Source organism: Orbaceae bacterium lpD04 (assembly GCA_036251935.1).
Classification (GTDB): Bacteria; Pseudomonadota; Gammaproteobacteria; order Enterobacterales; family Orbaceae; genus Orbus; species Orbus wheelerorum.
In genome coordinates this window covers 724,271-736,862 of sequence record CP133967.1, presented here as the reverse complement: position 1 = coordinate 736,862, position 12,592 = coordinate 724,271, and the positions used below count along the sequence as shown (strand labels likewise).

The 12,592-nt window shown below is 32.3% G+C and carries 16 protein-coding genes; 5 read left to right on the top strand and 11 right to left on the bottom strand.

All coding sequences use genetic code 11. The features are described from left to right. Positions 1-11: 11 nt before the first annotated feature. The 6 genes from RHO14_03305 to RHO14_03280 form a co-directional block, all read right to left on the bottom strand. Positions 12-371, bottom strand: coding sequence for an antiterminator Q family protein (locus RHO14_03305; GenBank protein ID WVD71831.1), 360 nt, complete (start codon positions 369-371; stop codon positions 12-14). Between the two features lie 155 nt (positions 372-526). Further along, on the bottom strand, positions 527-874 hold the full coding sequence (locus tag RHO14_03300) for a hypothetical protein (GenBank protein WVD71830.1): 348 nt from the start codon (positions 872-874) through the stop codon (positions 527-529). Positions 875-946: 72 nt separating this feature from the next. Continuing rightward, positions 947-1,969 (bottom strand): DUF968 domain-containing protein, encoded by a 1,023-nt coding sequence (locus RHO14_03295; GenBank protein WVD71829.1) that lies wholly within the window; start codon positions 1,967-1,969, stop codon positions 947-949. Continuing rightward, on the bottom strand, positions 1,969-2,766 hold the full coding sequence (locus tag RHO14_03290) for a KilA-N domain-containing protein (protein WVD71828.1): 798 nt from the start codon (positions 2,764-2,766) through the stop codon (positions 1,969-1,971). The genes RHO14_03295 and RHO14_03290 overlap by 1 nt, the downstream gene beginning before the upstream one ends. Positions 2,767-3,020: 254 nt before the next feature. Beyond that, on the bottom strand, positions 3,021-3,623 hold the full coding sequence (locus RHO14_03285) for a hypothetical protein (GenBank protein WVD71827.1): 603 nt from the start codon (positions 3,621-3,623) through the stop codon (positions 3,021-3,023). Between the two features lie 90 nt (positions 3,624-3,713). Then, positions 3,714-4,544 carry a DUF2971 domain-containing protein gene (locus RHO14_03280; protein WVD71826.1) on the bottom strand — a complete coding sequence of 277 codons (831 nt, stop codon included), beginning with the start codon at positions 4,542-4,544 and terminating at the stop codon, positions 3,714-3,716. 272 nt (positions 4,545-4,816) lie between these two features. Here RHO14_03280 and RHO14_03275 point away from each other — a divergent pair, with 272 nt between their 5' ends. Further along, positions 4,817-5,212 carry a hypothetical protein gene (locus RHO14_03275; GenBank protein ID WVD71825.1) on the top strand — a complete coding sequence of 132 codons (396 nt, stop codon included), beginning with the start codon at positions 4,817-4,819 and terminating at the stop codon, positions 5,210-5,212. Beyond that, positions 5,209-5,598 (top strand): hypothetical protein, encoded by a 390-nt coding sequence (locus RHO14_03270; GenBank protein ID WVD71824.1) that lies wholly within the window; start codon positions 5,209-5,211, stop codon positions 5,596-5,598. Before RHO14_03275 ends, RHO14_03270 begins: the two co-directional genes overlap by 4 nt. A gap of 266 nt (positions 5,599-5,864) precedes the next feature. Here the strand turns inward: RHO14_03270 and RHO14_03265 are convergent, their stop codons facing one another. The 4 genes from RHO14_03265 to RHO14_03250 all read right to left on the bottom strand — a co-directional run bounded on the left by RHO14_03265 (position 5,865) and on the right by RHO14_03250 (position 8,975). Further along, positions 5,865-6,611: a phage N-6-adenine-methyltransferase gene (locus RHO14_03265; protein WVD71823.1), complete on the bottom strand. Its 747-nt coding sequence runs from the start codon at positions 6,609-6,611 to the stop codon at positions 5,865-5,867. After that, positions 6,604-7,311, bottom strand: a complete 708-nt coding sequence (locus RHO14_03260; GenBank protein WVD71822.1) for a replication protein P — start codon at positions 7,309-7,311, stop codon at positions 6,604-6,606. Before RHO14_03260 ends, RHO14_03265 begins: the two co-directional genes overlap by 8 nt. After that, positions 7,304-8,272, bottom strand: coding sequence for a hypothetical protein (locus RHO14_03255; protein ID WVD71821.1), 969 nt, complete (start codon positions 8,270-8,272; stop codon positions 7,304-7,306). The genes RHO14_03260 and RHO14_03255 overlap by 8 nt, the downstream gene beginning before the upstream one ends. Positions 8,273-8,489: 217 nt before the next feature. Continuing rightward, the gene (locus RHO14_03250; protein ID WVD71820.1) at positions 8,490-8,975 is read right to left on the bottom strand and encodes a YmfL family putative regulatory protein; all 486 of its coding nucleotides are present in this window, start codon (positions 8,973-8,975) and stop codon (positions 8,490-8,492) included. A 370-nt stretch (positions 8,976-9,345) separates the two neighbouring features. Between RHO14_03250 and RHO14_03245 the strand changes: the two genes are divergently transcribed. The 3 genes from RHO14_03245 (at position 9,346) to RHO14_03235 (ending at position 11,527) form a co-directional block, all read left to right on the top strand. Next, entirely contained in the window at positions 9,346-9,987 is a 642-nt protein-coding gene (locus RHO14_03245; GenBank protein ID WVD71819.1) for a LexA family transcriptional regulator, read from the top strand. Beyond that, a complete protein-coding gene (locus RHO14_03240) occupies positions 9,984-10,769 on the top strand; it encodes a hypothetical protein (protein WVD71818.1) in 786 nt (261 codons plus the stop codon). The genes RHO14_03245 and RHO14_03240 overlap by 4 nt, the downstream gene beginning before the upstream one ends. 530 nt (positions 10,770-11,299) lie before the next feature. Further along, the gene (locus tag RHO14_03235; GenBank protein WVD71817.1) at positions 11,300-11,527 is read left to right on the top strand and encodes a hypothetical protein; all 228 of its coding nucleotides are present in this window, start codon (positions 11,300-11,302) and stop codon (positions 11,525-11,527) included. Here the strand turns inward: RHO14_03235 and RHO14_03230 are convergent. Further along, positions 11,520-12,443, bottom strand: coding sequence for a hypothetical protein (locus tag RHO14_03230; GenBank protein WVD71816.1), 924 nt, complete (start codon positions 12,441-12,443; stop codon positions 11,520-11,522). The two genes, RHO14_03235 and RHO14_03230, sit on opposite strands and share 8 nt — an antisense overlap. Positions 12,444-12,592: the final 149 nt, after the last annotated feature.

Below are 12,592 nucleotides of genomic sequence, written 5' to 3'. Positions count from 1 at the left end.
ATACAAGGTATTTATATGATTATATCCATAACATCATCAATTTTAGCTAATATATAAAACTCAGCTAATTTTAGTTGATCACATATGAAATCATTACTTTTATTTATATTCTTAGCAAGTAAGCGACGTGATTGTTTGTTTATGTAAATTGATTTAAGAATTGAATACGAAATAGGATCTATTTGTGCTAGTCGCAAAGCTGCTTTGTCGACTATATGAGCTTCGCTTTCACTAAGTAAAGGACGACAATCAAAGCAATCACCAGAAGTAACTGGTATTGATGGGGATTTGTATGGGTATTCTAACCCAGTTCTGGTACTGCGACGAACATTAGCCCAAGCGACAAGGACCTGTTTTATATCTCTCTTCATATACTCTCCAATATTAATAAGAGAGGAATTTTTACAATATACAGTCTGCACTCTGTTTATTGCTTACACTCCACGATTAGCCATCTTAACATCTAGACGTTTAGATGGCAACATTCAGACTAAATTTAAAATTAAATCATCATTACACAATCAGCCTAATTTGGGTTTATTGTTAATGCATCAAAACCAGAGGCCGTTAATTTTAGTTCTCCTGAACCGAAGTCGAAAAGGAGGCCGAGCGTTCTCAATATTTTTAATATCTCTGGGGGTGTTTTCTCTCCCTGATTTAAAAGATAGATAAATAAATTCCCAAAATTAGGGTTTAATTTTAATCTACCCTGATAATACTCTTTAATATCAGGGAGTTTTTCTATTAATGGCAGAATTCCTTTTTGAGTATATTCTACTTCATTTAAAGTCCTTAGCCTTTCACGTACTTTAGCAACATAAACTATAGTTTTGCCAGTCTCACTATCTTTTTTGGTACATAATCCGTTTTGCATAATTTCCTCTATTTTGTTAGTTATTTTGATATATTATAGTTCATACTTAATCAGTTGCTGGAAATTATTTTGTTAAATTATGACTTGCATCCCAAAAACACAATCCAGAAAGTTAATTAATAATAATATTTGTGATCCGTGTCTTTGTTCCCATTCAACCACATTGTGATGTAAATCATTGTGATGAGTTCGACAAAGCGGAATGGTGAAAATATCGTGAGGTTTGCCCCCCATTTTCCCTTGGCCATAGCCAATAATATGATGGGGATCATCTGCTTGCTTACCACAACAAACACATGGCTGAGTTTTTACCCACTGCGTGTATTTTTCACATTCCCAGCGCTTTAATTTTGGCCGTAACATAAATGATTCTGGCGAATTGATATCAACCGTTATTTTTTTGATTGGCTTAGCTACTTCCTGCAGGTATTGCATAGTCTCATTAGCTTGTTGGTTTAATGTAATATATGAGCGGTCATCGCTAGCGATTGTCTCCGACTCTTTATATACTGATTGATGCTTTTCCATCTCACGGTTATATAGCAATCTTGCCATGTTCTCTGGTATCAAATCATGTTGTCGATTAATAACCGCCCACCAACCAAGTTCAAATATTGATAATTTATGGCTAGCACCTAGTTTTAAATCTTGTGAAATACTTTCAAGTAAGAACATTTTTAAATTGCGCTGTGCAATACTTTTTATATTTTCATCAATGACTAAATCTTTATTATGATGATAGCAAATACGAATCGCACTATTACTTACCGTTTCATTTGTAGACTCATGATAACAATAATCACCATCTTCTAATTGGCATTTATATTTTCTTTCTAGCCACCAATCAAAAACGAAACCCTTATTTTTTATAATATCGATGATTTTATCGTTAAATAGAAATGGATCTATATGCTTGTTTTTTAGGAGTGGTTGTTCTTCATTTAATATGCCAGACTTAATGCCATTGTGCTTTTCTGTACTTGGCTCAATAATAATGCGAGAACTGGTACCAATCTTTTTTAAAAGTTCAGCACCAGGTTTAAGAATTATCAGCCCTAATTCAGGCTGATAATATGGAGTAAGTAATGCTTTCATTATGCTGCTTTAGCATTTTGCATTAATTTTAATAGTTCTTTGAACCGGCTCTCATAAAAATGAGGTTGGGTTTCTCTTTGATTATTAGGAGGTGTTAAGTTTTTACCGTACATTAGTCCATATGAAGTTACTGACCAAAATTCTTTATCCTCGCCAGTTTTTAGGCTTTTACGCTTATTACGTTCAACAATACCAAGGTCCTTTAATATTGCATAAGCTACTGTTGTTTTGATTGGTACCTCATATTTTTGTAGTAAGTGAGTTAATGAAAATGATGGGCGACTGGAACCATCGATTACATCGCTCGGCGCATCAATAGCATAATTAGGCGTTAGATTTGGTAACCCAAATGTTTGTTGAATAGTTTTACAACCATTAAGTACTGATGAATTTGATAGATTAAGGTTCTTCTTCAAAAAGTCTAATAACATAAAACTAGCATTAATTTTGTTAGAATATAGATCTGATGGCTGTTGTTTAGTCATTACTTCATCAAAGGTACGGATCACCTTTAAATTAAAAGTAGGACTAATCCACATAGCGTAAGCATAAACTAGCTCTTTACACACATAAGTACCGGGGTTAACTCCACCTTTAACAACATTGGTTATGTTTTGACCTAAGCCCGAATTAGGGCTTAGCTCTTGTATAAGCTCTTGAGCCTGATTCGTGAATAACCACTTACTAGGCCTTTTATGGTGAATACTGCCCGCTGCTCTATGGAAGTCATTTAAACAATATAAACCTTGTTCATCTTGACGAATAACTACGTTTTCAATAGTAATTAATTGATTCATTTTTAATACTCCACTTTTATTTTCACAATACTAGCCTGCAATGCTAGCGACGATTGATACAACTAAAATCAGTAAAAAGTGAAAAGTATAAGGAGCAAATACCGATTGACGGCATTATTGATGTGGCATTACTTGCCACGATAGATTGGCTCTGCATAATATGCTCCTATACTCCACTTGTTTTATCTTAACCTCTGCACTGGTTAAGTATCTTTTCGTATTATGTCAGTCTGCACTCTGACATTAAAAATATATTATTTCAATTCTTGTGTATTCATCACTGGGTAATCATTATTATTGAATTTATACTCAATATCTACCCATTGATTACTAGATTTCCCTTTTATTAATTGTTTAATAACTAAAGAGCATCTTGGTGCTTCTTTTGTATCTTTCCTTATATTATCAATTAATACTAGATATTCTCCGTTGTTTTCTGGAGTGAACTCCGTATTAGCGTATCTACAATAACTAACTCTATTTGGTCTAGTTAAATTCGTATCAGTAAACCAATACTTACTCACATTTACGTTAAAGTCTAACTTTTTATCAGCTGGAACATAAACATTGTATTGAATCTTGCTATCCTTTGGTACAGGTATACCAAAATCTCTATTTTTTGTCTCATCATCAAACTTTATAGTTGTTCTTGTTTCATTCATAAAAATGCCTTCACTCTTACGAATAAGAAAAGTTCTAGGATAACCACTGAGAAGGTTAGTTGATTGAGCAAAAGTAATTTTTGCCTTTGGCTCTGTTTGTTGTGGTTCTTGATATGTTTCATTTAAATAAGTATTACAACCGGATAATACCAATGCAGTAAAAACAACAATAAAAAACTTATATAACTTACTCATTCTACTCTCTTCCTAATTTCTATCGATTTTAAATATTAATAATATAACAATGAATGCTTTTTATAACGAAAGTGTAATATATACAATAAATTATAATTTATCAAACTCTAATACGTGCCTAATTTTTACTTGGTAAATTTTTACTTTCGGATATTTATCTCTAATTAAAGCTATCAGTTTATTCTTTTTTTGGTCGTTTATTTTAGGTCCGAAATATACTGACTTAATCTGCTTTTTAATTTCAAAATATGAATATAATTGATCATCATTTAAATTCTCTACTCTCGTTACAATTCTTACTTCCTTTTCATAATTCCAACAGTGATACTTTTCATAAAAAATATTATCTAAAATATTTGACTCTTTTATAAGAAAGTAATCATGCCAAAATTTATAAGAATTCCCATCTAGTTCATTTTTATAATTGATTTTACGTAAGCTATTATTAGCTACTCCATTTATTTCATCTAATTTGTCAAAAGAAACTACAACCCCTGAATACTGATCTGCATAATGATACCAAAGCGCTATGTTGTCTTTAATTTGTGATAAACATAGAATACGAGTTTTTTTAATTTGGTTTTCCCAATTATCACAAAGCTGTTTTATTATTTTTTCTTCGTTAATCAATAAATCAGTTAACTTTATCCCTTTTTTTTGGGCCTCAATCACCACTTTATGAAGAGGTTCAATCAATTCACTTATATCCCTTTTTCCTTCAACATAATCTGTTTGAAGATATTTTAGTATTTCAGATGAAAAACGCTTGAAATCAAGGCTACCTAACGGATAACGAACTACATCAAAAGGATCATTAAACAATAGTGGAGAGCTAAACCTTAGTTTTCCAGACTCCAATACCTTACAGCAAACTTCTGCAGACATATATTTATATAATTCTTGTGAAATACCCTTATTCATCGTTAAAGATAGCCTTATTTAAAGAAATATTTATTAAAATTTTACCATTACTAATAACATTATACCAATTCGATTCAATTCGTTTTATCTGGCTGTCATCAACCCAAACACCAGCATATGTTAATGAGTCAAATAAAGCTTTATAGTAATTATTAGCACCTCATATTGTGAAATAAAATAACGATATTTTATTTTTCAAATAGAAAAAAATTCAATAGAATAATACGTTATTTGATTACATTATCGACAGAATAGGAAAAAGGGAAAGATCGATGAGTATAAAATGTATGTGTGATAATAAAGAATGTAATAGATTTTTTACTGCAGATCCTGATGTCATCTGTCCCTTTTGTAATAAAAAACAGAAAATAATTAAAAATATGATAAATAGCTTTCTTTTTGCTGGAGCCATTGTTGTTGGTGGATATCAAATTAACAATTGGATATCTCATGATCGATATCCAACAGACATAGAATATAGTCTAATAAATCGCTGCCTTAATGATGGAAAATATATATCAGAAAAAATATATAAACAAAAATTTAAGCTTTGTGTATCTGCTTTGGAAAAAACTATAGAAGATATTAGTTATCCCACTTATAAAAATAATCTAACAAAATTTAACATTACTTTTGAAAAAAACTTCCAAGAATATAAAACCAAATGAAAAAAACTTGTTTGAATACAGAATATGAATCACTTTTGGATGAATTTGATAATGGTTTAGTCCGATTGCAATGGAATATTAGAAATTTCTTCGATGAGTTTTATAACACACCAACAAATGAAGGCGGAGACGGCATATTAAATAAAGATGAAATAAAACAAAAATATGATGCATTTAGAAAAGCTAAATCTAGACAAAAAGTAAATTTATACGAATTGAAAACATATATTAATTATATTCAAAATCACCATAACTTTAAAACATCACAAAATATATATGCTAATTATATATCGTTAGGTAATTTAAGTCCTAGCACTGAAAAAATACTAAAAAAAATTTCTACAGAATTTACAAAAGAATTCATGGAGAAAAATGATGAGATGTAAACGATGATTGTATAATATCATCGTTCACATTTAGTAATTCTATTTTACTTTAGGTGGATTATTATCTCGACCACCACCTGAGCCTTTACCGGGTATTTTACTTGGCCAATTTGTTTTTTTAGACATGTGATATCTCCTTATATAGTGAATTTAATAAACCATATTATTTATGGTGTTTATATACTAACAAAGGTCATTGTGACACTATGTGACATATTGTATAAAAATACTTCTATTGAGAAATTTATGTATTTCTTTCATATATATCATGCTTTAGCCTCCATTCGATTAACTAGATTTTGAGCAGCCACCACCATCTGATCATGAGGAAAACGGTCGATAATCATTTTGTTAATGCTTTGTTTGACTTTTAATTGAAGTGCTGCAGGTAATGCTTTAGCGCTCTCAATTAAATTAAAGATTGAATTAACTTCTTTTGGCCAGACCGTGTTATTTATTGGATCAGGAATGGTATTTTTTATTTTTTCGTAACTTTCAAATATTTCATTGCGATCAATACATGAAACTTTGCATTCGCCAAATGAACGAGGATTATATACAGCATATAAAGAACCTTTGTTATTGCCGTTTACTTTCTTTTTCGTATCTGCCCTAACAAATGAAATACGTCCACCAGTGATAAAACAGATTTCTGATGCTGTATCTTTTAATGTTTTAAACCACTCAACAGATGTATCGACAGGTAATAACATCACTGTACCCACTCCATTTGCTTGAGCTTCTTTAGCTTTTTTCACCCAAGGTAGTATTTTTGAATATGGTGGATTACAAAATGCATAACCTCCCCTTAAATGTGACCAACCGTTAATTAATGAATTGTATGACTCGGTTAAGTAATTTAAGTGCAAATGGTTATGATCACTTGCAGCAACATCGCAGACAAAGTTAAATCGGGCGTTTAAGAACTCGTACAGTTCAATTGGAGTCTGCCATAGGTCTTTAATATCAGTATTAGTTTTACTGGTTGAGTGTTTATAGTCTGATTTAGCCATTATTAGAACTCCTTTTTGCTGCTTCGATTCTGTCTCTTATTTTTTTAATTATTGGGTGATCACACTGAAATGATGATAAGCATGGCGCTGAATCTTTGTTTTCGATTTGTACTCTAATTTCTGGTACCTTTTCACCCCTACTTAATTTTTTTACCCATTGATTAAGTGAGTATTCCGCCCGTTTTTCTACTTCGAGGTCCGATTGGTTGTGTTGCAACATATTTTTTCTTAGGTCGGTTACGATCCAATACATAATGGGCAGTGACCAAGGAAATAGTTCAGCACTTGAATAATCAAGACGCTTAGAATTGTATTTTCTAAATTCTCTCATCACTTCAATTACAGTTGGCAATCCCATCAAAGAGTAGCTACCCTCTTTGCTCCAGGATATGAATTTTCCAACCGATGGTAAAAAGTCAGTATTCTGCTTCCGAGCAATAACTAAACCAGCATCCACCTGCTTGAGAAGTAAACCATTTTCAACAAATGCTGCTATCCATTCTCGACGCATAGAATCATATTCTTGTTGAGTTTTAATGGTATTCGCCATTGATGGAAATATTCCCTTTAACGACATAAAAATTTTATTAAACTCTCTTTCGTAATATTCATGGCCTTTGCCTGTGGGCCTTGCCCTTTGCGGCTCATGACGCAATCCTGTTTGAACATTACTGTAAACGTCTTGTAGTGGCTTAAGCATGTTGGTCTCCCTCATTCAAATAGCCGGTACTATTCCAATTAATATTGGTGTTGCTATTCGATTGCTGTGGAACATTGAAAAACCTATCCCAATGTTTACGAAGCTTTGCTGGGCACTGAATATTATCTTTCCAAAACCCATCCATGTTGGCGATTTTGAATCGTCTACAAATTTCTTTATGTGAATTATCATAACTACCACCAATAACCTGCGTTCTAAGAAGCCGAATATCATTCACCCAGTCAAACCAATTCGGCACCTGTGCTGTTGGGTTCACATCAAGAATTTTTTTATAAATATAATCCGCAGCTCTCAAATCCTCTTCGGTACCCCATTTTTTACCTAACGGAGAGTAAATATACGCATCAGGATATTTAGATAAAAACTTATTCAATTTTTCTTCGTCTTTGGAATTTGAAAAATTCCGAGACATAGAAATAAGGATCTGTATGTTAGTAATAGGATCTGTTATAGATTCGGGAATTTTACCGAATCCATGGTTTCGGGGATTTTCCCGTTTGGAAGTGGGAATTTTACCGAATGAGTGGGGTAACGGTTCCCCCTCTGATTCGGTAATTTTACCGATTAGGATTTGCTCTTTTTCATCACAGTCGGGAAACAATAATTTAACAAGCACATCTTCATTAAATCGATAGTGAGTTGTTGGCGTTCCGAACGCTTTCTTTTTACAAGTCTCAATGCTTGAGCCTAATAATAACTTTAATTTTTTGATTGAATATCGAACCTGATCGACAGTAAGTCCAAGTTCATCGCCTAATTCTTCATTTTTCTTCCAAAACCATCCATCTTCACGCATTCCCTTTCCGGATAAAAAAACTAATTGCGCGAGAATAGCTGCAAGATTGTAATCACCTTTACAAAAAAGAATATACGGTTTTGGTATGCTGATATTATTGCGCTGGCCGCTCATTTGAGTGACTACGTTAAATAATCTACTCATGAGTGTATTCCTTGAAATGAATTCCACAAATATTTAACTATTTTGTGGGTGACTGGCTGCCATTGCTGGTTTATCATGGCTTCATATTGAAAGCTTGAATGATCCAGTTTTCTACAACGTAATTGCGTTATAGTGTTATTTAATGTTAAACTCTTCATTGCGACTAATACTCCACGTGTTATTTCGCGACCGACCGATAGTGCTTCTGCAAAATTCGCTATCGGTCACCCTTTCCAAATATCAAATCTGTTATGACTAAAATTTCACTTAATCGACATTGAATATTGTAAGATGTGAGCTTTAATGCCTGTTTCTCTTTACGATCTAATATACCGTCAGATGTAAACTCGTTATGCTGACGACAAAAATCCCCAAGCCCTGACATTAACTCATTAAACTTTTTCAGTAATTCGTCGTTATCAAGCTCATCAAATTCTGGTAACTTAACAAATACACCACCTCGATATTTTGCTATCGCTTCTGTAATAACATTAGAATTGGCTTCTGCTTCCATTTCTAATACCATTCCAAGCGGTACCATTTGACCGTTTAACTGTCTAACTCTATTGCGAAGTGCATTTTCAGTGCCGGAGTCAGGATCTAATCGACTAGCCATTGCTGGATATTTACCATCAAATGAAGTGATTAACTTATGCGTCGCTTCAGTTATTTCTGGTGGTGTTGGATAATTTCTATTGTCCACATGTACTCCTTATTTTTGTGGTTTAACAATTTTGATTGTCATTTATAGTATGACTCCGTAACGAACTCTCAAAACCATAACAAAGCCATTCAACGCTACAATGAAGAGCATGGGATATTTCTAGAATTCGTCTAGGTCTCTGTATCTCCCCTTTCTCAATCGATTGAACAGATTGTTGAGAAAGGCCTGATAATTTACCTAGTTGTACCTGAGTTAAATTAAGCTCCAATCTTCGAGCTTTGACTCTTTCAGCAATACTCATTTAAGTCTCCTTTTACAGTTTTTTATGTATTGTTATACAGTTTATACTGTTTGTCAAATACAGATTTTCCTGTAATTATTAAGTTGTAAAATATTAAGAGGTTTTTATATGGCCACGCTAGCCAACAGAATAAGAGCAAGAAGAGAAGCCTTAGGTCTAACACAAGATGATGTCGCCCAAAAAGTGGGGATGACTCAACAGTCTTATCAAGCTATTGAAGCTGGACAAACTAAAAAACCTCGTTTTTTATATGAAATATCTCAAGCGTTACAATGTGATATGGCTTGGCTATTAAGCGGAAAAGAAGAAGTAAATATCGCTCCAGTTAATTTAAAAAATATCCACAAAGTTCCAATTATTAGCTATGTTCAAGCAGGACTTTGGACTGAGTCTTGTAATATGGAAGATTCAACTGGTTATGAATATTTATTAACAGATCTTGATATATCAGCAAATACTTTTGCACTAAAAATAAAAGGTCAATCAATGGAGCCAGAATTTGTTGATGGGGACATGATAGTTGTAGATCCGACAATAAAACCATTACCCGGTGAGTTTGTTGTGGCTGTAAATGGTGAAGAAGAAGCCACTTTTAAAAAGTACCGTGAACTTGGGTATGATGAACATGAAAGAATGCAATTTGAATTGGTACCTCTAAATTCAGACTACCCTAAAATGAGTTCATTAACACAACAAATAAGAATTGTAGGTACTATGGTTGAACATAGGACTTATAGGAGAAAAAGATGACCAATACTATAAAAAAAATGACTGAGGTATGGGGAGTTACTCGATCAACTATCTTAGATTTTGCATTTAGTGATATTAAAAAAATTATGGGATTTGCAGGCATAGATATGTCCATTATTGCCCATCTGGAACTGAAAAATGGATCTACAAAATCACAGTTATTAAGTGAAATAGATTTAATAACAGGCACAATGGACACCTCAACATTTAATCGATTTGTGCTTATATGCTGCGAAAAAATAATAGAAATAATGCCTTCAAAAATTGACTCATTAAATAGTAATTTAAAAAAATTAGGATGGAGCTATATCGATAATAGTATAACTCCTATAGATATTCTAAATATTGAAGAATTATCGTACCTCCCACAAGACGCGTTAACTGATATTAATAAGGCAATGACCAGATTTCGTGAAAATGATCTTAGTGGAGTAGTAACATCCGTGTGCGGCGCATTAGATTCTGTCACATCAAATATTTATAGAGAATATGACTTAGGAGATCCAACCCAAGACTCTTTTCAGCAAAGAATAGTAAATTCAATAAAGGCTTTACAAGTAATAGAAAAACTTAGAAATGAATTATATTCTCAAGATGGATGGGATGAATCTGATATTAAACCATTCACTAAGAACCTAGAAGGTTCATTCAATCAAGCTGCATATGTCATGCAAACCTTACGTTCAAAGATAGGTGATGTTCATGGAACAAAATCAGTTATTGAGAGTTTAGTATATGACTCAATAAAATGGTCAACGTTATTACTCAGAATGTTATCGTAAATTAGATCTCAGACTTCAACTAATCTAAATAGTTTTTTGATTGGCCAGCTTTAAACTCAATTTAAAATCATACTCAGAAGAGCAAAAATTATTATTTACATTTTTACAGCTTAAACTGTTTACTTTTTACAATTTAAACTGTAAATTAACTTATATTAAATTGCTCTTTAAAAATCAAAAACTAATTAATTGAACGATTTGTCAGGTCTTCGAATTTCATACCTGATTCTGATTCAAAATACTCTAAAGCTGAAATGGGATAACTACATGTTGTACACTTGATACACTCTACCCATTCAGCATTTGATTCGGGACTTGTTCTTGGCTTGGTTTCAAGTAAATATTCGTGGTTCTGACATATTACACAGCTGTGTTTTAAGTTTTCAACTTTGCTCATAGTAGTGACTTAATTAATTAGTAAAGATTTATTATAACAAAATTACTGTTATTATATACAGCAATCTTGTTAAGCTCTTTAAAAATCAGGAACAGTATTAACCAAATGTATTTTTATTAATATAGGAGATTATATGATAATAGAATTGGAAGTTCATTCTTCTTCTGAGTTGCCAAGACCAGAAGATTGGACAAAAGAAGCTATTCTTTTTAACAAATGCGATGGCTACCATATTGCTCACAAGATAGTGTTTAATGATGACGGCTCATTTGATGGTTTTTATGATTTCACAATGAACCGTTTTGATAAAGACTTCTATGTCGCTTGGGCTATTTTACCTGATAGCGTGACTATTAAGTAAGTGAACGCAAAAAGGTTCGAAATATTTTTATATTCTTATCATTATTAGGAATAGTGTTATCTTTTATCATTTTATTTAATATTGGTTTAAGATTTTCCTCTGTGAAAAATTTTTTCGAATTATCTAAAATGGATGTAACCTGGTTGAAACAGTTTTCAATATTATTGACCTTTTTGGATGTCTCCAAAATAAAATCTTCATCATCTATATCAGGAGGCATAAGAGAAAGTTTTATTAATGTCTCTTCTAGTTCTACTAATAATAAATTTTTTAAATTATTGGCATCACTCAAAACAGATGTATAAGAAACTACGCCAATAAGCTCCTCAACCTCATATGGAGGAGACCTACCCTGTAGTTTCATTACATCTATTTCGTGTTGATCTGCTTTACGAATCCAAATTATTCGACCGTTGCCTAATCTCATCATATTAGAAAATTCAGATCTTGCGAAACTACCGACTTGATCTATGTTAGATATTTGGGTCATTTTTTTTAGGATTATTTTTGCAACAGGTTTTAAGCTATTTAGTCGATCAAACCAGAACGTTAATTTATCTTTGTTTTCCAATAATGATTGTTTGGCTTGTGAAACCTTTAAAGACCGATCAAATGATCGAGTCTTTGATTTAAAATTTATTTCACCAAATATCTTCTTACCACATATGTTACCAATATAAGTTTCTTCACCAGTTGAAGTTAAAACTAAATATCCGTAATTATGAGGTTGATTACAGTTAGTTAAACAACAACTAAGTTTTTCTTTAAACGAATATTCACCAATAACGTCAGCAAGTTCTTTACCTTGAGGGTCAAAACTAGTCACAAAGTTCGGTCTATTTAAAATATCATCCCAACTATGAATTTGAATATATTTATTACCTTCAAGAAGAAATATAAGACCATTTTTAGACATAAATCTTCATCCATTGCAATTGTGGTTTCCTAAATTATATCAAAATTCCTTGCTGTTGTGGTGACAAAAGGAAACTTGAGCCTAACAAGTATAAAGATAGGCACCTAGTACAATTGGTTAATACTATTTCTGATTATCGGTTTATAAAG

Coding starts and splice junctions, on each gene's coding strand:
- RHO14_03275 (WVD71825.1), top strand. CDS start 4,817: ATGAGTATAAAATGTATGTGTGATAATAAAGAATGTAATAGATTTTTT.
- RHO14_03290 (WVD71828.1), bottom strand. CDS start 2,766: ATGAATCAATTAATTACTATTGAAAACGTAGTTATTCGTCAAGATGAA.
- RHO14_03295 (WVD71829.1), bottom strand. CDS start 1,969: ATGAAAGCATTACTTACTCCATATTATCAGCCTGAATTAGGGCTGATA.
- RHO14_03260 (WVD71822.1), bottom strand. CDS start 7,311: ATGCTTAAGCCACTACAAGACGTTTACAGTAATGTTCAAACAGGATTG.
- RHO14_03235 (WVD71817.1), top strand. CDS start 11,300: ATGATAATAGAATTGGAAGTTCATTCTTCTTCTGAGTTGCCAAGACCA.
- RHO14_03300 (WVD71830.1), bottom strand. CDS start 874: ATGCAAAACGGATTATGTACCAAAAAAGATAGTGAGACTGGCAAAACT.
- RHO14_03240 (WVD71818.1), top strand. CDS start 9,984: ATGACCAATACTATAAAAAAAATGACTGAGGTATGGGGAGTTACTCGA.
- RHO14_03230 (WVD71816.1), bottom strand. CDS start 12,443: ATGTCTAAAAATGGTCTTATATTTCTTCTTGAAGGTAATAAATATATT.
- RHO14_03255 (WVD71821.1), bottom strand. CDS start 8,272: ATGAGTAGATTATTTAACGTAGTCACTCAAATGAGCGGCCAGCGCAAT.
- RHO14_03305 (WVD71831.1), bottom strand. CDS start 371: ATGAAGAGAGATATAAAACAGGTCCTTGTCGCTTGGGCTAATGTTCGT.
- RHO14_03265 (WVD71823.1), bottom strand. CDS start 6,611: ATGGCTAAATCAGACTATAAACACTCAACCAGTAAAACTAATACTGAT.
- RHO14_03280 (WVD71826.1), bottom strand. CDS start 4,544: ATGAATAAGGGTATTTCACAAGAATTATATAAATATATGTCTGCAGAA.
- RHO14_03285 (WVD71827.1), bottom strand. CDS start 3,623: ATGAGTAAGTTATATAAGTTTTTTATTGTTGTTTTTACTGCATTGGTA.
- RHO14_03245 (WVD71819.1), top strand. CDS start 9,346: ATGGCCACGCTAGCCAACAGAATAAGAGCAAGAAGAGAAGCCTTAGGT.
- RHO14_03270 (WVD71824.1), top strand. CDS start 5,209: ATGAAAAAAACTTGTTTGAATACAGAATATGAATCACTTTTGGATGAA.